Origin of the sequence: Pseudomonas sp. G5001 (genome assembly GCF_013385475.1) — a bacterium.
Classification (GTDB): domain Bacteria; phylum Pseudomonadota; class Gammaproteobacteria; order Pseudomonadales; family Pseudomonadaceae; genus Aquipseudomonas.
In genome coordinates this window covers 145556-164945 of the sequence record NZ_JACAPZ010000005.1, presented here as the reverse complement: position 1 = coordinate 164945, position 19390 = coordinate 145556, and the positions used below count along the sequence as shown (strand labels likewise).

Annotated in this window: 13 protein-coding genes; 9 read left to right on the top strand and 4 right to left on the bottom strand. The window is 63.1% G+C overall.

Going from position 1 to position 19390, the window contains the following annotated elements:
* Positions 1-3: 3 nt before the first annotated feature.
* Positions 4-1935, bottom strand: coding sequence for a protease modulator HflK (gene hflK / locus HX805_RS02115; RefSeq protein WP_177050690.1), 1932 nt, complete (start codon positions 1933-1935; stop codon positions 4-6).
* A 184-nt stretch (positions 1936-2119) separates the two neighbouring features.
* Here hflK and HX805_RS02110 point away from each other — a divergent pair, with 184 nt between their 5' ends.
* The 6 genes from HX805_RS02110 to HX805_RS02085 are packed head-to-tail and all read left to right on the top strand — an operon-like array spanning position 2120 to position 7807.
* Positions 2120-2743 carry a CDP-alcohol phosphatidyltransferase family protein gene (locus tag HX805_RS02110; RefSeq protein WP_003213515.1) on the top strand — a complete coding sequence of 208 codons (624 nt, stop codon included), beginning with the start codon at positions 2120-2122 and terminating at the stop codon, positions 2741-2743.
* Between the two features lie 10 nt (positions 2744-2753).
* Complete coding sequence (locus HX805_RS02105) at positions 2754-4508, top strand: bifunctional alpha/beta hydrolase/class I SAM-dependent methyltransferase (RefSeq protein ID WP_003213517.1); 1755 nt, start codon at positions 2754-2756, stop codon at positions 4506-4508.
* Positions 4509-4511: 3 nt separating this feature from the next.
* Positions 4512-5810, top strand: coding sequence for a phosphatase PAP2/dual specificity phosphatase family protein (locus tag HX805_RS02100; RefSeq protein ID WP_177116560.1), 1299 nt, complete (start codon positions 4512-4514; stop codon positions 5808-5810).
* A complete protein-coding gene (locus HX805_RS02095) occupies positions 5800-6243 on the top strand; it encodes a hypothetical protein (RefSeq protein WP_003213520.1) in 444 nt (147 codons plus the stop codon). Before HX805_RS02100 ends, HX805_RS02095 begins: the two co-directional genes overlap by 11 nt.
* 9 nt (positions 6244-6252) lie before the next feature.
* On the top strand, positions 6253-6873 hold the full coding sequence (locus HX805_RS02090; protein ID WP_003213522.1) for a 1-acyl-sn-glycerol-3-phosphate acyltransferase: 621 nt from the start codon (positions 6253-6255) through the stop codon (positions 6871-6873).
* A gap of 1 nt (position 6874) precedes the next feature.
* The gene (locus HX805_RS02085; protein WP_063033761.1) at positions 6875-7807 is read left to right on the top strand and encodes a phosphatidate cytidylyltransferase; all 933 of its coding nucleotides are present in this window, start codon (positions 6875-6877) and stop codon (positions 7805-7807) included.
* Positions 7808-8108: 301 nt separating this feature from the next.
* Here HX805_RS02085 and HX805_RS02080 read toward each other — a convergent pair whose 3' ends face one another.
* Positions 8109-8582, bottom strand: coding sequence for an Lrp/AsnC family transcriptional regulator (locus HX805_RS02080; RefSeq protein ID WP_032899927.1), 474 nt, complete (start codon positions 8580-8582; stop codon positions 8109-8111).
* 145 nt (positions 8583-8727) lie between these two features.
* Between HX805_RS02080 and HX805_RS02075 the strand changes: the two genes are divergently transcribed.
* The 3 genes from HX805_RS02075 to pbpC all read left to right on the top strand — a co-directional run bounded on the left by HX805_RS02075 (position 8728) and on the right by pbpC (position 17558).
* A complete protein-coding gene (locus tag HX805_RS02075) occupies positions 8728-9357 on the top strand; it encodes a LysE family translocator (RefSeq protein WP_177116559.1) in 630 nt (209 codons plus the stop codon).
* Positions 9358-9436: 79 nt separating this feature from the next.
* On the top strand, positions 9437-15280 hold the full coding sequence (locus HX805_RS02070) for an alpha-2-macroglobulin (protein ID WP_177116558.1): 5844 nt from the start codon (positions 9437-9439) through the stop codon (positions 15278-15280).
* The gene (gene pbpC, locus HX805_RS02065) at positions 15261-17558 is read left to right on the top strand and encodes a penicillin-binding protein 1C (RefSeq protein WP_032899911.1); all 2298 of its coding nucleotides are present in this window, start codon (positions 15261-15263) and stop codon (positions 17556-17558) included. The genes HX805_RS02070 and pbpC overlap by 20 nt, the downstream gene beginning before the upstream one ends.
* Here pbpC and HX805_RS02060 read toward each other — a convergent pair whose 3' ends face one another.
* The gene (locus HX805_RS02060) at positions 17559-18725 is read right to left on the bottom strand and encodes a hypothetical protein (RefSeq protein ID WP_177116557.1); all 1167 of its coding nucleotides are present in this window, start codon (positions 18723-18725) and stop codon (positions 17559-17561) included. It lies immediately after the preceding gene.
* The gene (locus tag HX805_RS02055; protein WP_177116556.1) at positions 18722-19303 is read right to left on the bottom strand and encodes a LemA family protein; all 582 of its coding nucleotides are present in this window, start codon (positions 19301-19303) and stop codon (positions 18722-18724) included. The genes HX805_RS02060 and HX805_RS02055 overlap by 4 nt, the downstream gene beginning before the upstream one ends.
* Between the last annotated feature and the right edge of the window lie 87 nt (positions 19304-19390).

Genomic DNA, 19390 nt, shown 5'->3' with positions numbered 1-19390 from the left:
TCCTTATTGAACGGCTTTACGCGGCACCGCAGGGTCGGCCGGTAAGGTAAAGGAACGCAGATCGATGGTCGGTGCGCCACTGGCGCCCAGGCGATGATCAAGAATGAGTAACTTGGCGTGAGCCAGGCCCTGGCTCAGTTGGCTCAGGTACTGCTCCAGCACGAACGCCTGGCCGGCTTGTTGATAGGCCTTTTGTTCGGCGCTGAAGCGCAGGTCCGCCGCTTGGGCGCCGGCGCTGACTTCATGGGCCGTGGCCTGGGCCTGGTCACGGGCGGTACTGGCTTGCAGCAACGCCTGGTTGGTCTGCTCACTGGCAGCGCCGCGCTCTCGGGAAATCAGCGCCTGGGCGCCGATCTGCGCAGCTTGCACCGCGTGGTAGGCATTCGCCGCACCGGAGGGCGGGTGAATGGCTTCCACCACGGTGGCGAGAATTTCCACGCCGCTGTCGAGTTTCTTCAGGTCCGCTTGCACCGCCTGGCCAATTTCATCGGCGAGGCTGTTGCGTTCCTCACCCAGCAATTCATCAAGGGTTCGCGAGGCAAACTCGTGGACGAGGATGCGGCTGGCGGTGCTGCGGATCAGCGTGGGCACATCGGCGCTGTTATAGGTGGCGGCGAGTGCGGCCTGGTCGGTCAAGCCGATGCGGTACACGAAGCGCACGTCCATATTGACGATCTGGAAGCTCTGCTTGTCGCCGCTGCTGCTGGCGATCACCTGGGATTTGTCATTTACATGGCTGGCGTCCCACAGGCGGTTGGCGATCAGCGGCGCCGGGCCCTCGGCCGGAGCGACGTCGGTGTTTGCCGCTTCGCCAACGCTGGTGGCCAGCTCATGGACCACGCCGTTCTCCACGTTCAGCACGCGGCCGAGCGGCCATGGCAAACCGGCATGCAGGCCAGGCCCGAAGACCTCCACCGGCTTGCCAAAGCGTTCATAGATCCCACGACTTTGCAGGGCGACTTCATGCACGCCGGTCAGCAACCAGCCTACGGCCAGCACCACCACCAACACCGGCAGGAATGCCCGGCGCATGTAGGTGAAGGCCCAGATCTGCCGCAGGTCGATGCCGAAACGGTTGTGCAGTTCGTGCTGCAAGGCGAGCAACGGTTGCGGCGGCCAGCGCAGCATCCCGGCGATAAAACTTTGCGCCATCAGGCGCGGCTCAAGCCGCTCCTGGCGTGGGCTGAACAGCGACAGCAGGCCTCTTAGTAGAAACTCCAGCGCCACCAGGGCCGGCAACAGGCCGATCAACACGGCCAGGCGCAGAGGCCACACGGACTCTTCACCGGCAAACAGCAGACAAATCGCACTGATCACCAGGCAGATAATCGCCACCCGGCTCAGTTGCGCCAGTTGCACCGCTTCCGGCCATTGGGCGGTGCTTTCCTGGGCCATGCGCCGTTCAAACACCAGCAAGCCGAATGCCAGTGCCAAGGCAATGGCGGCGCCCACACTGGCAGCCTGGCCCAGCGCCGCGGCGGGCAAGGTCAGGCTCCAGAATTCCAGAACGCTGAAGAATGCCAGCAACGACCAGCCGCACAGCCAGAACACCGGCGCGCCTATCTGCACCAGCAAGCCATTACCGACGCGACCGAACTGCCGGTTTAGCCAGCCAGGTTCTTCTTGTGGCAGCGGCGGTTCGATCAGCCGTGCAGCCGGCTCCTCCAGCGCCATGGCCCGCCAATCCGCGACCCACCACGCCGATTGCAAGCCAGCCACCAGCACCAGCAACGCCGAGGCGCAGTTGATCAGCACCACCGGCCAGATCGACAGCGGGGCGAACAGCGCCACAAACAGCGCCAGCATCCAGCCGCCGACCGCCAGCACCGTCAGGCCAATGCCGGCCTGCCTTAACCGGCGGGCATGAAACAACCCCTGCTGAAAACGCGGCAGCCCTTCGATGGCCACGTCATCAGCGTCTAGATCCACTCGCATCCCCAAACGCCCACCCAGAAACAATTAGTTACTCTATAACCCGAAGCGTGAAATTTTTGTTTGGTTTCACACAGATAGTGACGAAAGCCCCAGAAACACGAGCCATCACTGGTTTCAGCGGTGATAAATCGGCACACTCCCCAGAGTTTTTCGCGGGCTTACGGACAAGGAAGCGTCACTCCCCATGATTTCGATCTATCAGCTCAAACCGCGTTTTCAGAACCTGCTGCGCCCGCTGGTGCAGCGCCTCTACGACAACGGCACCACCGCCAACCAGATCACCGTGCTGGCCGGGGTGGTTTCCCTGCTGGTGGGATTGCTGATTGCCGGCTTCGCACAACATGTGTGGCTGTTTGCGCTGATCCCGCTGTGGATGATCCTGCGCATGGCCCTCAATGCCATCGACGGCATGCTCGCCCGGGAATTCGGCCAGCAATCGCGACTCGGCGCCTACCTCAATGAACTGTGCGACGTGATCGCCGACAGCGCACTGATCCTGCCGTTTGCGCTGATCCCCGAGGTCAGCCTGGCGCCGGTGTTGCTGGTGACGCTGCTGGCGGTGTTCAGCGAATACGCCGGCGTGCTCGGGCCGATGGTCGGGGCCTCGCGGCGCTACGACGGCCCGATGGGCAAGAGCGATCGGGCATTTGTGCTCGGGGTGCTGGCCACCGGCGTAGCGCTGGGTTGGCTGGGTGCCGGTTGGGTCGAAGCGGTGATGTGGCTGGTCGCCGCCTTGCTGGCCTACACCCTGGTCAACCGCGTGCGCCAAGGCTTGAAAGAAGAAACGAACACCTCCCCTTCTGCATAAGGATTTTGCGATGCGTGAACAGCAAGAGCACACCTTCAGCACCCATGACGGGGTGGAGCTTTTCTACCGTCATTGGCCCGCCACCGCACCCGCGGGCTTTGCGCCGCGCAAGGCGATCTTGCTGTTCCATCGCGGCCACGAGCATTCCGGTCGTATCGCCCACCTGGTGGACGAGCTGAACCTGCCGGAGTTCGACTTCTTCGCCTGGGACGCCCGTGGCCACGGCCAATCCCCCGGCGCGCGCGGCGACAGCCCGAGCTTCGCCACCAGTGCGCGGGACGTGCAGACTTTCGTTGACCATATCCGCAGCGCCTACAACATCGAGGAAGAACACCTCGCAGTGATCGCCCAAAGTGTCGGCGCGGTGATCGCGGCCACCTGGGTGCACGACTACGCGCCGAAGATTCGCTCGCTGGTACTCGCCTCCCCCGCATTCAAGGTCAAACTCTACGTGCCCTTCGCCCGGCCGGGCCTGGCGTTGATGCGCAAGTTTCGCGGCAACTTTTTCGTCAACAGCTACGTCAAGGCCAAGTTCCTGAGCCATGACCCGGAGCGCGTGGCGTCCTACGACAGTGATCCGCTGATCACCAAAGCCATCTCGGTGAATGTGCTGTTGGGCCTGTACGAAGCGGCCGACCGGGTTGTAGCCGATGCCCAGGCAATTCAGGTACCGACCCAACTGCTGATCTCCGGCTCGGACTTTGTGGTGCACCGCAAACCCCAGCAGCAGTTTTTCGACCGCCTCGGCAGCTTGAAGAAAGAGCTGCACATCCTCCCCGGCTTCTTCCACGACACCCTCGGTGAACGTGACCGCGCCGTGGCCTTGAGCAGCGCCCGGCGCTTTATCCTGCAGAACTTCGAACACCCGCTGGACCGCGCCTCCTTGCTGGATGCCGACAGGATTGGCCTGACCTGCGCCGAATCCGAGTCCCTCGCCGCGCCGTTGCCACGCAACTCCCTGCGCGACCTGTACTGGCGCATGACCCGCGCCAGCATGGGCCTGGGCAGCAAACTGTCGGATGGCGTGAAGCTCGGTTTCGACACCGGCTTCGACTCCGGCAGCACCCTGGACTACGTGTACCGCAACAAACCCACCGGCAAAGGCGGGCTGGGGCGGATGATCGACACCAATTACCTGAACTCCATCGGCTGGCGCGGTATTCGTCAGCGCAAGTTGAACGTGGAAGAGCTGCTGCGCCTGGCGATGGCCAAGCTGCGGGACGAGCAGCGGGAAGTGCGCATCGTCGACATCGCCGCCGGGCATGGTCGGTACATTCTGGAAGCCTTGCAGGGCGTTTCGCCGTTGCCGGAATCGATCCTGCTGCGGGACTACAGCGATATCAACGTGCGCGACGGTGGCGCGCTGATTCGTGAAAAAGGGCTGGGGGATATCGCCCAGTTCGTCAAAGGCGATGCGTTTGACCGGGCGGACCTGGCAGCGCTGGAGCCCAAGCCGACGCTGGCGGTGGTGTCCGGGCTGTATGAACTGTTCGCGGATAACGCGATGGTCGGTGGCTCGCTCGCCGGCTTGGCCGAAGCCGTGGAGCCAGGTGGTTATCTGGTGTACACCGGCCAACCGTGGCACCCGCAACTGGAACTGATCGCCCGCGCCCTCACCAGCCACCGCCAGGGCCAGGCCTGGGTAATGCGCCGGCGCAGCCAGGCGGAAATGGATCAACTGGTGGCAGCCGCCGGTTTCCGCAAGATCACCCAGCGTGTGGATGAGTGGGGGATTTTCAGCGTGTCCCTGGCACAGCGAGCCTGACCCATGCGTGAACCGGGCCTGTTGAAACCGGCGGTGCTGTGGCTGCTGCTGTTGGCGCCGCTGTTTTTCAGCACCTACGGCTTTGCCACGTGGGTCACCAGCCAGCGCAGCGATGTGGGCACGATGGTGTTCGGCTGGGAAACCCATATCCCGTTCTGGGCCTGGACCATCGTGCCCTACTGGTCGATCGACCTGCTCTACGGTTTCTCCCTGCTACTGCCAAGCACCCGCCATGAACTGAAACAACATGCCTTGCGCCTGCTGACGGCCCAAGTGATTGCCGTCACCTGCTTCCTGATCTGGCCCTTGCGCTTCACCTTTGAAAGGCCGGCGCTGGACGGCGTGTTTGGCTGGCTGTTTGCGGTACTCGCCGGGTTCGACAAGCCGTTCAACCAGGCGCCGTCATTGCACATCGCGCTGCTGGTGGTGCTGTGGATAATGTATCAGCGGCATAGCCAGGGCCTGTGGCGCTGGCTGGTGCATGGCTGGTTCGCGTTGATCGGCCTTTCGGTGCTGACCACTTATCAACATCACTTTATTGACTTACCCACAGGCGCCCTCGCCGGCTGGATGTGCGTGTGGCTGTGGCCGCTGGAACATCCGAGCCCGCTGCTGAATGCCCAGCTGACCAGGGACCGCCAGCGTTGGCGCCTGGGACTGCGCTATGGCTTCGGGTCGCTGGTGTGTTTGATCCTGGCGTTTTCCCTTGGCGGCGGCTGGTTGTGGCTGCTTTGGCCGGCGGTATCCCTTGGCTTGATGAAGGCGAATTACCTGGTACTGGGCGTTGCGGGATTTCAGAAACGCGCCGACGGACGACTCACTCCGGCGGCGCGCTGGTTGTTGGCGCCTTATCTGGTGGCCGCCTGGATCAATTCCCGCCTGTGGACACGTAGACATCCACAGCCCGATCAGGTTGTGGATAACGTTTGGCTGGGGCGAATTCCCACCAGCGGTGAGCTGGGATCATTCAAGGCGGTGGTCGATCTGTGCGCCGAATTGCCGATTAATCCACAGGGTCGCGCCTACTACAGCCTGCCAGTGCTCGACCTGACGGCGCCCACTGCAGCGCAATGCGTGGAAGCCGCCCAAGCGATAGAGCGGCTACGCTCAGCCGGACCCTTGCTGGTGTGCTGCGCCCTCGGTTACTCACGCAGCGCCACCGCCGTGGCTGCATGGCTGCTACATACCGGGCGCGCAGGCAATGTCGACGAGGCGGTGGCTATTATTCGTACAGCACGCCCACGTGTGGTGCTGCATTCCGCGCACCGTGAAGCCCTGGAGGGTTTAGCCCATGCCCGCTGATATGGAATTACAGGTCGTCGCCAGCCTGCTGCGGCGGGGCCGTTCCCTGGATCAGTTATCCACAGGCCTGACCTTGCTCGGCGTACTGTTCGGCCTCGCTCAACTGCTGATGGCCAGCATCACGCCGGTCTGCCTGATCCTCAGCCTGTGGATGATTGTGCTCGGGCTGCTGGAAAAATACTGGGCGCTGCGGGTGGCCTTCGACGCCGACCTGTTCGCCCTGCTCGCCCGCGACACCGACCGCACGCCCGACTTCGACCAGGCCATGCAAACCCTTGGCCTGCAATCCGCCAAACGCGCAGGCCGCCCCTGGACCGAGCGCCGTCGCGGCGCCCTGAAACTGTTGCGCAAGCAAGCCTACCTGCTGGCGGCGCAAGTGCTGCTGACCGTGGCCGTCATCCTGGCCAGCCCCTGGCTGCCCTTCGCCGGATAAGGAATCCCCATGTTCGAACCCGTGGTCGCCACCCTGATTACCTCCATGGCCCGCACCGTCACCGGCGCCCGCAGCCTGTGGCTTGGCTGCGCGCCGGTGCCGGTGCAACGCATCTACTACGCCAACCACAGCAGCCACGGCGATTTCGTGCTGCTGTGGGCCTCGTTGCCGCAGAACCTGCGTAAATTCACCCGCCCGGTGGCCGGCAGCGACTACTGGAACACCAGCGCCCTGCGCCGCTACATCATCAACCGGGTGTTCAACGGCGTGCTGATCGACCGCGAGCGCAAGGACCCTGTGGATAACCCTCTGGCGCCGATGCTTCAGGCCTTGGAAAACGGCGACTCGCTGATCATCTTTCCCGAGGGCACGCGCAACCTGGAAGATGGCCTGTTGCCGTTCAAAAGCGGGCTGTATCACCTGGCCAAGAGTTATCCACAAGCCGAATTGATCCCGGTGTGGATCGCCAACCTCAACCGGGTCATGCCCAAGGGCCGTGTGCTGCCGCTGCCCTTGCTGTGCACCACCAGCTTCGGCGCACCGCTGCAACTGGAGGACGGCGAAGACAAGGCGCTGTTCCTCGCCCGCACCCGCGACGCCTTGCTCGCCCTTGCCCCGGAGCATTCCTGAGATGGATAGCCAAACCCTGATGTTGTTCGGCGGGATCGGCGCGATCCTCGTGCTCGCCTCGCTGATCGGCCTGATCCTCAAACTGCGCACCCGTGGCACACCCAACGCGGTGATCGACAACCTCAACGCCCGCATCAATGCGTGGTGGGTGATGGTGGTGGTGATCGGCGTGGCGTTCTGGCTCGGCACCGGCGCGGTGATCCTGCTGTTTTACGCCGTGTCGTTCTATGCGCTGCGGGAATTCCTCACACTCACGCCGACCCGGCGAAGCGATTACCCGGCGCTGGTGGCGGCCTTCTACCTGGCGCTGCCACTGCAATACCTGCTGATCTACTTCGACTGGTACGGGCTGTTCTCGATCTTCATCCCGGTGTACGTGTTCCTGCTGTTGCCGATCCTCGCGTCATTGGGCGGCGACAGCACGCACTTCCTGGAACGGGCATCGAAGGTGCAATGGGGGCTGATGATCGCGGTGTTCTGTGTGTCCTTCGTGCCGGCGCTGCTGACCCTGGATATCGTCGGCTACGAAGGCCGCAACCTGCTGCTGATTGCCTACCTGGTGATCGTGGTGCAACTGTCGGACGTGTTGCAGTACGTGTGCGGGAAGCTGTTCGGCAAACACAAGATCGCGCCCAACTTGTCGCCATCGAAAACCGTGGAAGGGTTTGTCGGCGGGATTCTGCTGTCATCCCTGATCGGCGCGGCGCTGTGGTGGACCACGCCGTTCAATCCCTGGCAGTCGTTCCTGATTGCACTGTTGATCAACCTGCTGGGATTTGCGGGCGGGATCGTGATGTCAGCGATCAAGCGCGACCGCGGCGTGAAGGATTGGGGGCACATGATCGAAGGGCACGGCGGGATGCTGGATCGGCTGGATTCAGTGTGTTTTGCCGCGCCGATCTTCTTTCATCTCGTGCGCTACTGGTGGACCTGACGACCACCTCCCTCCCCAAATCCACACAACCCCAGTGGCGAGGGAGCTTGCTCCCGCTGGAGTGCGCAGCGCTCCCAGGATTTTGGGGCCGCTACGCAGCCCAGCGGGAGCAAGCTCCCTCGCCACAACAAGCGTCCTTACCACAATAAGAAATCACCAGCCGGGAAGATGCCCCCGGCGTCATTATCTGATCGTTCCCACGCTCTGCGTGGGAATGCATCCGGTGACGCTCCGCGTCACGACTTTTAAAGCGGACGCGGAGCGTCCAGGGCGGCATTCCCACGCGGAGCGTGGGAACGATCTAGCCGGGAAGGTGACTCAGCGGCAACGCCCCGGGCGTCTTCACCGTCTGAATCGCGAAGTTACTGCGGATATCACTCACCCCCGGCAACTTCAACAAGCTCCCGGTCAGGAACCGTTCATACCCGCGCAAGTCCGGCACCACCACTTGCAGCAGGAAATCCGACTCCCCCGACACCAGAAACGCCGAAATCACCTGGGGCAGCGCCGTCACCGCCAACCGAAACGCCTCCGCCTGCTCGTCGTTATGCCGCTCCACTTTCACCCCGACAAACACCGTCAGCCCCAACCCGACTTCATCCCGGTCCAGGCTTGCCTGGTAACCACGAATCACCCCGGCCTCTTCCAGCAGCCGCACACGCCGCAAGCAGGGCGAGGCCGAGAGGCCAATCTCGTCCGCCAGTTGCACGTTGCTCAGCCGGCCATCCCGTTGCAGGGCTTCAAGAATCTTGCGGTCAAATGCATCCAGCTTCAGATTTGGCATAAGTGAAATGTTTCGCCCGAAAAAAGTGGCAGATTGTGCCAAGACTAGACGCTTTTCCATCTGACTACGCAAGCACCTGCCCCGGCCTTCGCCCCTAAAATTGCCCTACGAATCACCTACCGCAAGGGGCAGGCACATGGCAGAACTCTGGTTGTTTTTAGTCGCGTTGGCAGTGGTGTACCTGCTGCCCGGCCCGGACATGATCCTGCTGCTGCAAACCGGCGCCCGCCAGGGCAAGGCGATGGCACTGGCAACCGCAGGCGGCTTGGGCCTGGCGCGAGCCTGCCACGTGGCGCTGGCGGGGATGGGCCTGGCGACCCTGTTCAAGGTCGCACCCTGGACCTTCGATGTGGTGCGCCTGGGCGGTGCGGCGTATCTGCTGTGGATCGGCGTGCAGTGCATGCGCTCAAACCTGCTGCCCAACCTGAACGCCGAGCACAGCACGGCACCGGCGCATGCCTGGCGCGAAGCCTTCCAGCGGGGGTTGCTGACCAACCTGCTCAACCCCAAGGCGCTGCTGTTCTGCTCCGTGCTGCTGCCGCAATTCATTGATCCACATGGCACATCGGTGACGGCGCAGTTTGCGCTGTTGGGGGCGATTCTGGTGGCGGTCGGCCTGGGATTCGACAGTTGCTATGGATTGGCCGGCGCAAGAATCGGCCGCTGGCTTGAACGCAGCCCGTCCGCCCAGCGCCTTCAGCAATGGCTGTTTGGCAGTCTTTTGATCGGTTTTGCGATACGCCTCACCTTCGTACAGCAAGCCTGAGCTTTGCGGCGCATTTGCCGTCATCTTTTGTATCAAAGAGACGTGTAAGATACGCGACACATTGCCAGGGATGCTCACCATGTTTGATTCGTTAAAAGCGACCAGCCGCCGTTTTTTCGGGGCCTTGATCTCAGTGGTGAGTGTCCTGTTCAGCGCCGTTCGATGGCTGGCGCGCAGCCTGTTCGGCCAGTGGCAGCCGCCGCGCTGGCTGCAAGCCACAGGCAACGGCCTGGTCAACGTCGGCCACAAGGCCCGGGCTTATCCGCGCCAGGCTGCGGGCGGCGCGCTGGCCCTGGTACTGGTGCTGGCCGCGGGCTTTTACGGCTGGCACTGGTATTCCCACCTGCCACAGCCCCACACCGTGGGTTATTCGCTGCACAAGCCCAACCTGACGGATTACACCCAGCCGCAGCCAGTTGTGGATAACTTGCAGGTGCGCTTCGCCGAATCCGTGGCCCCGCTGGCGGCCATCGGCAAGCCGGTCACCGAAGGCATCACCCTCAAGCCTGCCATCGCCGGCGCCTGGCGCTGGGCGGATGACCGCAGCCTGGTGTTCACCCCGGAAAAAGACTGGCCCGTCGACGCCCACTACACCATCGACCTGGCCAAGAAAACCCTGTTGGCCGACGGCGTACTGCTCAGCCAATACACCAGCCAATTCTCCACCCAGCCGTTCCGCGCCACCTTGACGCAAAACGAGCTGTACCAGGACCCGAGCAACCCGACGCAGAAACAGCTGGTAGCGACCTTCCACTTTTCCCACCCGGTAGACGAAGACAGCGTACGCAAACGTGCCTCGGTCGCCCTCGGCAAAGGTCTGGCCTACCGCGACGCGCAACTGCCCAATCGCCCGGAAATCACCTTCGACGAACACAAGCTCAACGCCTTTGTGCGCTCTGCCGCCCTGGCCACCCCACTGGAAAGCACCCCGGTCAGCGCCAAGCTCGATGAAGGCCTCAAGGCCCGTGATGGCGGCAATCCCAGCTCGGCGCCGCTGGTGGCCGAAGTCACCGTGCCCGGCCGCTATCGCCTGACCTTTACCGGCGCCGAAGTCAGCTTTGTCGACAACGAGCGCGGCGAACCCGAGCCGGTGTTGATGTTCAGCAGTTCCAGCGCCGTGGCCGACGAGACCATCGCCAACAAGGTGCAGGCCTGGATGCTGCCGGAAAAAGCCGAGGACGATACCCGCCCCTGGAACCTGCAAGACATCGACGACAAGCTGTTGGCCAGCAGCACCAAGGTCAAGCTGACCCACGTGCCGAGCGTCGAACCGCTGAACACCCTGCACGCCTTCAAGTTCAAGGCCCCGCCGGGCCGCGCCCTGTATGTGCGGGTGCCGGCCAACCTGGAAGCCATCGGCGGCTACCTGGCGAAAAATCCGACAGCCTCTCTCGTGAGCATGCCGGCTTATCCACGCACGCTGCAGTTCCTGTCCGACGGCGCCCTGCTCAGCCTCACCGGCGAAAAACGCCTGGGCTTCATGGCCCGTGGCGTACCCGGCGCCCATGTGGAAATCGCGCGCCTGCTGCCCAACCAGTTGCAACACCTGGTGGACCAGAGCAGCGGCAGCTTTGCCCGACCGAATTTTGCCAATGACTACTTCGACCGGATGGTGGAGCGTCAGAGCCTGGACATTCCGCTGTCGGCTGGCGACCCGTCGAAAACCGTCTACGACAATGTCGACCTGAGCAGCTACCTGACGGCCAACGGCGGCCGCCGGGGGATTTTTGTGCTCAAGCTGAGCCCGCAGGACGACCCGGCCGATCGCACCTTCGACTACTCGCGCAACACCACCAGCGACCTGCGTTTCATCGTGGTCACCGACTTGGGCATCATCGCCAAGCGCTCCAGCGATGGCAGTCACGATGTGTACGTGCAGTCCATCGGCAACGGCTCGCCGGTGTCCGACGCCCAGGTCGATATCATCGGCCGCAACGGTTTGCCGGTCGCCAGCGGCCATACCGACGCCGAAGGTCACGCGCACTTCGCCAAGCTGGATGAACTGCGCCGTGAGAAAACGCCGTTGATGTATGTGGTCAGTCGCGGCAATGACCAATCCTTCCTGCCGATTGCCCGTCAGTCGCAACAGCTGGATTTGTCGCGCTTTGATGTAGGCGGCCTGGAAGAAGACGGTGCGATCAATCGCCTCAGCGCCTACCTGTTTACCGATCGCGGCCTGTACCGGCCCGGCGAGACCGCGCACCTGGGCATGATCGTGCGCAGCGGCGACTGGAAAGGCGCCCTGCAAGGCCTGCCGGTTGAGTTGCAGATCACCGACCCCCGTGGCCTTGAGGTGATTCGCCAGCCGTTGAAACTGTCGGCCAGCGGTTTTGAAACCTTCGATTTCCCAAGCAGCGAAGTAGCGCCATCCGGCGATTACACCGCGACCCTGCAACTGATCGGTGAGAAGCAGCGTCGTACCGACCTGGGCAGCGTCAGCTTCAAGGTCCGCGACTTTGAACCGGACCGGATGAAAGTCAGCCTGAGCCTGCACGATACACCGGTGCTGGGCTGGATCCCGCCGGACCAGGTGGTGGCCAAGGTCACCGCGATGCACTTGTTCGGCGCTCCGGCCGCGGGTCGTCGCGTCACGGCGAAAATGTCTCTGAGCCCGACGCTCGCGGCCTTTGATCGCTACCCGGATTACCGCTTCCGCCTGAATGACTCGCTGGAAGAAGCCAGCTCCGAAGACCTGGCCGAAACCACCGTCGACGACAATGGCCAGGCGGTGCTGGACCTGAACCTGCAACGCTTCGCCAACAGCACCTACCGCCTGCAAGTGATGACCCAGGTGTACGAAGCCGAAGGCGGTCGCAACGTCGCCGCACAAAGCGCATTGCTGGTGTCGGCGGCGCCGTACCTGGTGGGTGTGAAGAGCAAGGATTCGCTGTCTTTCGTCGCCAAGGACGCTCCGCGTGAAGTGCAATGGCTGGCCGTGGCGCCAGACCTCACGCCAGTCGCAGTCGACGGCCTGACCAGTGAAGTGGTCGAGCACCGCTACGTCTCGGTGCTGGTGAAGCAATCCAACGGCACCTACAAATACGAGTCGCGCATCAAGAACATCAGCCAGCCGGCCTCGCCGCTGGTGATGACCAAGGACGGCGCCAAGCAAACCCTGAACACCGGCACCCCGGGCGATTTCACCCTGCAACTCAAGGACGCCAACGGCAACCTGCTGAACCAGATCGACTACAGCGTCGCCGGCCGGGGCAACACCTCGCGCTCCCTGGAGCGCAACGCCGAACTGCAACTGCGCCTGGATAAACGCAGCTACGCCACCGGTGATGAGATCGCCATCAGCATTCGCGCGCCGTACACCGGCGCCGGGTTGATCACCATCGAGCGGGACAAGGTCTACACCCAGCAGTGGTTCAAGGCCGACAGCACCAACAGCGTGCAACACATCCGCGTTCCTGCGGGGCTTGAGGGCAATGCCTACGTCAACGTGCAGTTCGTACGGGACATTGGTTCGTCCGAGGTCTACATGAGCCCGCTGTCCTACGGCGTGGTGCCGTTCAGCATCAACCTCGACGCGCGGCGCATGGCGCTGAAAGTCGAAGGTCCGGCGAAGATCGAGCCGGGGCAGACCCTGGATATCAAGGTCAACGCCGACCGCCCTGGCCGCGCAGTGGTCTACGCGGTGGACGAAGGCATCCTGCAAGTGGCGCGCTACCAGACGCCGGACCCGTTGGGCTTCTTCTTCCAGAAGCGTGCACTGGAGGTCGGCACCAGTCAGATCCTTGACCTGATCCTGCCGGAATTCAGCCGCCTGCTCAGTGGGGCAGCGCCGGGTGGCGATACGGAAGGCGCCCTGGCCAACCACCTCAACCCGTTCAAGCGTAAACATCAGCCGCCTGTGGCCTGGTGGTCTGGCCTGGTGGACTTGCCGGCCGGTGAAACCGTGCTGCACTACCAGGTTCCGGACAGCTTCAATGGCAAGCTGCACCTGTTTGCGGTGGCCGTGGACAGCGACAGCGTGGGCGTCAGCGAGGCCAACACCGAAGTGCGCGGGCCGCTGGTGATCACGCCGAACGTGCCGGCCTTTGTCGCACCGGGGGATGTGTTCAGCGTCAGCGCCGGGGTGTTCAGCAACCTGGACGCGGCGGCGGACGTGAAGTTTGAAGTGCAGACCAGCGATGGCCTGCAGGTGCAAGGCGACAAGGCCAGCACCCTGGCCCTGCAACCGCGCAAGGAGGGTGTCGCCGAGTTCAAGATCAAGGTAGGCGAAACCCTCGGCTCGGCAGACTTGCGCTTCGTCGCGGTGCTGCCGGATGGCAAGCGTATCCAGGTGGCGGAAACCACATCGATCCGACCCTTGAGCGAGCATCGGGTGGCCCTGAGCCTGGGCCGTTTCGACAGCGCCAGCAAAGAGCTGAAACCGACCCGCGAGCTGTTCAGCCAGTTGCGCGATGTGCAGTTGGGCGTCGCCGCTTCGCCGCTGGTATGGGCCAACGGCCTCAAGCATTACCTGGATGACTATGGCTACGCCTGCACCGAGCAATTGGTGTCCAAGGCCATGCCGGCGTTGATCTGGGGTGGTAACGCGCCGGAGGCCGAGCAGGCCTTCAGCGGTGCGGTGCGCATGCTGCGTCAACGGCAGAACCAGGCCGGCGGTTTCGGCTTGTGGGCGGCCAACCCGGATGTGGCGCCGTATGCCAGCCTGTACGCCACCGACTTCCTGATCGAAGCCAGGGAGCGCGGGCTGCCGGTGCCGGAAGACCTGCTGCAACGTTCCAACGCGTACCTCACCGACCTGGCCAACGGCCCGAGCGAAGGCCTGTCGGAATTGCGCAACCGCGCCTATGCCAGTTACCTCCTGAGCCGTCAGGGGATTCTGGTGAGCGGCGCCTTGAGCGATATCCGCGAGCGCTACGAAAGCTACTTCAAGGACACCTGGCAGAACGACATTGGCGCGGCGTACCTGGCCGCCAGCTACAAGCTGCTCAAGCAGGATCGTCAGGCCGATACCTTGTTCCGCAAGGTGCCGTGGCTTTCCCTGTCGGATAAATGGAACAGCGACGGCCTGTATTACGACCCGCTGGTGCACGACGCCGAGCACCTGCATTTGCTCGCGCGGCACTTCCCGGAAATGCTCGACGATGTGCCGACAAGCCTGCTGGATAAACTCGGCAAGCGTCTCAACGAGCAACGCTACAACTCGCTGTCGGCGGCACTGTTGCTGCGGGCCCTGGACAATTACGGCCAGCGCGCCCAAAGCGACATGACCCTCAAGGCCACCGCATGGCTCAGCGACAAGCAGCAACAGTTGTTGCAGATGGCCGGCCAGCCGCCACGTGCGGCGGTGCCTGCCGGTACGCAAAAACTGCAGATGGAAAAATCCGACGGCCCGGCGGCGTTCTACATGCTGAGCGAAGCGGGCTATGACAAGGGCGCCAACCTCAAGCCGATCAACAGCGGCCTGGAAATCATCCACGAATACCTCGACCTCAAAGGCAATCCAGTCAGCAAGGTCGCGGTAGGCGATGAGTTCCTGGTGCGCCTGCGCTTGCGGGCCACCGACCGTGATCAGGTGCAACAAGTGGCGGTGGTCGACCTGCTGCCGGGCGGCGTCGAGCCTGTGTATAACTTGCCGCCGGAGCCGGAAGCGGCCAGCACCGAGGAAAGCGAAGGCGACGATTCGGAGTACGTTGAAACCGGCGAAGACACCGAAGAAGCCGACGCCTGGCAGGCGCCGATTGGCGAGACCGACTTGAGCAACTGGCAACCGGACTACGTCGACGTGCGTGATGACCGAGTGGTGTTGTACGGCACCGCGCTGCGGGATGTAGGCACCTTCGTGTACCGCGTGCGCGCCACCAACGCCGGTACCTTCAATACGCCACCGGCCTACGCCGAGGGCATGTACGAAACCACCCTGCAAGGACGCGGCAAAGTAGGCCAGCTTGAAATTACCAAGCCTTAAAAGCCTGACGCCGCTGCTGGCAGCGGCGTTGATTCTGGCGGGGCTACGGTTGTGGCCCCACGCGCCGCTGGAACAGGCAGCCACCTCCTCACGGGTGGTGCTGGCCGATGACGGTTCGCTGCTGCGCATGACCCTGGCGGCTGACGGGCAATATCGCCTGTGGCTACCCCTGGAACGGATTTCTCCGTCACTGGTGGAGGCGTTGCTGCTCAAGGAAGACCGCAATTTCTACTGGCACCCGGGGATCAATCCCCCGGCGTTATTGCGGGCGGCCATGGCCACCTATAGCGGCGGCCAGCGTCAGGGCGGTTCGACGCTGAGCATGCAGTTAGCGAGGCGCCTGTGGGATCTCAACACTCGCCAAGTGCCCGGCAAGCTGCAGCAGATGGCCCTGGCGTTGTGGCTGGAGGCGCGTTACAGCAAGCACGACATCCTTGAGGCCTACCTCAACCTGGCGCCCATGGGCGGCAATATCGAAGGTGCCGAAGCGGCCAGCCGGATCTATTTTGGCAAGTCAGCGGCGCAGTTGTCCTTGTCTGAAGCCCTCGCGCTGGCCGTGATTCCCCAGCAACCGGGTCGTCGGGCGCGCTTTGGGCCTTCCCTGCAAACCGCCCGGCAACGGCTGATGGCCGACTGGCGGGAAACTTATCCACAGGACCCGCGTAACGACAGTTTGCTGGACCTGCCGCTGGAAGCCCGCAACCGCCAGCAGATCCCGTTTCTCGCGCCGCACCTGAGCGAACAGTTGCTGGCCTCGCAAACCGGCAATGAGTTGAACAGCACCCTCAACCTGGCGCTGCAACAATTGCTGGAACGGCTGATCACCGGCTTCATCGCCGAGCGCCGCAGCAGCGGTGTGGAAAACGCCACGGCGATCCTGATCGACAGCCGCGACCAGAGCGTAAAAGCCCTGGTGGGCTCGGCAGACTACTTATCCACAAGCATCCACGGCCAGGTCAACGGCGTGTTGTCGCGGCGCTCGCCGGGCTCCACCCTCAAGCCATTCCTGTATGGGCTGGCGCTGGACCAAGGGGTGATCCACCCCATGAGCATCCTCAAGGACATGCCGAGTAACTTCGGCTACTTCCAGCCGGAAAATTTCGACGGCAGTTTTGTCGGGCCGGTGACAGCCCGTGACGCGCTGATTCGCAGCCGCAATATTCCGGCGGTGTGGCTGGCCAGCCAAACCCGCTCACCGTCACTCTACGGATTGCTGCAACGGGCCGGGATCAAGGGCCTGCGCGGCGAAAGCCATTACGGCTTGGCGCTGGCCTTGGGCGGCGGCGAGATGACGCCCGAGGAGCTGGCGCGGCTGTATGTGATGCTGGCTGGTGACGGGCATTTGCGGCCGCTGCGCTATTTGCAGGAACAGCCGCAAACCACTGGCGCCCAGCTACTCACGCCGCAGGCCGCGTTTATGGTGCGCGACATGCTGCGGCGCAACCCGCGCCCGGACGGGCTGCCGGGGCGCCACTGGCGTACGGCCTGGAAGACCGGCACGTCCTGGGGTTTTCATGATGCATGGAGCGCCGGCCTCGTAGGCCCGTACGTGCTGGTGGTGTGGGTGGGCAACTTCGATGGCCGTCCGAATCCTGAGTTTATCGGTGCGAAAACTGCGGCACCGTTGTTCTTCCGTATCGCCGACGCCCTGCCGCTGGCCTTGCCCAATGTGGTGATCAAACCCGACAAGCCGCCTGCCGGGCTGATCCGCATCGACGTCTGCGCGGCCTCTGGTGACTTGCCCAACCGTTGGTGCCCACGTACCCGCAAGACCTGGTACATCCCCGGCGTGTCACCGATTCGGGTGTCCAACCTGCACCGCCCGGTGCTGATCGACACCCGCACCGGCAAGGCCGCGTGCCCGCCGTTCGACCCGCAGTACACCCGTGAAGAAGTCTTCGAATTCTGGCCCAGTGATGTGCAGCGGCTGTTCCGCGCCGCCGGGCTGCCCCGGCGTACGCCGCCCAATGTGCAGAAAAGCTGCCAACCCAACCGTGTCGGCGATCAAAGCGAAGCGCCACAGATTCGCTCGCCGCTGACCCAGGTCAGCTACCACCTGCGCCTGTCCCAGCCCCAGGAAAGCATCCCGCTGAACGCCAACGCGGCCAGTGATGCACTGACGCTGTATTGGTTCGCCGACCAGACCCTGATCGGCCAGGGCCCGCCGCAAACCACGCTGAACTGGCGGCCGGGTAAGTCGGGGGAGTACCGGTTGCGGGTCACTGACGATCAGGGCCGCAGCGCCAGCCGAGGCTTGAAGGTTGAGTTTGTACCCTGATCAGGCGTCTTCGTCGCCTAAACCGGCAGTGCCGGCATCTTTTGCGAAATGCTTGTACGCCACCCCTAGCTTGCGTTGCTCAAAGATCGAAAACACCAGGGTGCCCAGCAGAATCATCATCCACACCAGGAACACCTTCATGGTGTCCACCTGGGCCACCACCAGCAGCAAGGTCACTACGCCGCCAATCACCATGCCCAGGCCCATCCAGGCGCCGAGCACGCGGCCTACCGCCAGGCGCATGCCCGTGGGCAGCAAGAGCCGCAGCGCGAGCAACACCACAAACATCGTCAGCAAGAAGCCAAACGCGGCCATGAAAGGAATCACGAAGCCGTTGTCACGGTACAACCAGGCCAGAAACCGATAGGCGGGATTCAGCTCTGCCATTTGCTGGTAGGTGGCAGGGCCCGGCAAATGCAGTTGGGCAAAATGTTCCGGCGTCATGGCCATGATGCCGACGCCGATCAAACCCACCACCACCGCGTAGAAACCACCGGCGCGCCACAGCGGCGCCAGCACACGGCGGTTTTCCACCTCCTTGGTCTCGGCCAGGCCGAACACCGCGTCAGGTTGCCGGCCCTGGGCAATCACCGTCTTGCCCGCACGCTCGCAGGCGTCGCCAATCAGCATCACCTGCATATCCTGGGTGAGGAGCAGTTCGCCCTGGCGGCGGGAGTTGCTGATCCATTCATGGTCGTCAGGGCGCTTCTTGCCGAACAGGTCGATACCCTCGGCAATCACTGTCACTTCACCGGTGGCGTCCTGCAGGCGGAAGTCATTGCAGCGAGCCTCGGCCGAGACCTGGCTCCAGCTCCAATCGCCATCCTTGTCTTTGGTGCCTTCTTCGATGACCCACACGTAACCGGCGCAAGGCTTGCCGTGGACCGGGGAGATCAGGGGCGTGTCGACGATCACCTTGCCGTTCACCTCCACCAGCCCCATGGCCAATGAGCGTATCTGGCTGGTGGCCAGGCGCTGTTCGGTGCGATAGAAATTGGGGCCGAAGCTGGCCAGCAGTCCGATCAGGATGCACACAGGAAAAAACAGCGCCACCAGGATCGTCGGGGCGTAGACCATCAGGCCAATAAAGCCGGCGAGAAAGGCCAGTGCCACCAGGGTTTTCCACGCTGGTTTTTTTGTGACAACCCCTGCCTGGGTGGTTTTCATGCCCCCGGCACCTCAAGCTTCACGCCGTCGTAGCGGGTTTCTTCGGCGCTGATGGCCAGCAGCGGAATGCGCTGATAGCCGAGCATCTTGGCGAAGAACAGATCAGGAAAAATCGCGATGGCGATGTTGTAGAGGTTGACCGACTCATTGAAGAACTCGCGACGGTCGGCGATGCGTTCCTCCACCGCCGAGATCGCATGCTGCAACTCGACCATGTTGGGGCCGGAGATCAGCGTCGGATAATTCTCGGCCACTGCAATCACCGACTTGAGCGCCGTATTGAGCTGGTTGGAGGCATCGACTTTATCGGTGAGGCTGCTGGCGTTGAGGTACGCGGTGCGGGCGTCGCTGAGGCGGGTAAACAGCGCGTTCTCATGGTTCATGGCGGTTTGCACCACGCGCATCAGGTCGGGAATCTGGTCTGCCCGCTGCTTGAGCAGCACGTCGATGTTGGCGAAGGCTTTATCCACATCGTTGCGGCGCATCACCAGGCCGTTGTAGACCCCCACCAGCCAGCCGACCAGGCCGACGACAATAATCAGCACGACGATACCGGCGATCAGCAGTTCGATGTTCATGGCGGCGGCATTCCCTGGCTAGTTATCCACAGGGCGCATTCTAGGGGTAAAGCAGGGGAATACTCCCGGAATTAGTCCACAGAAACG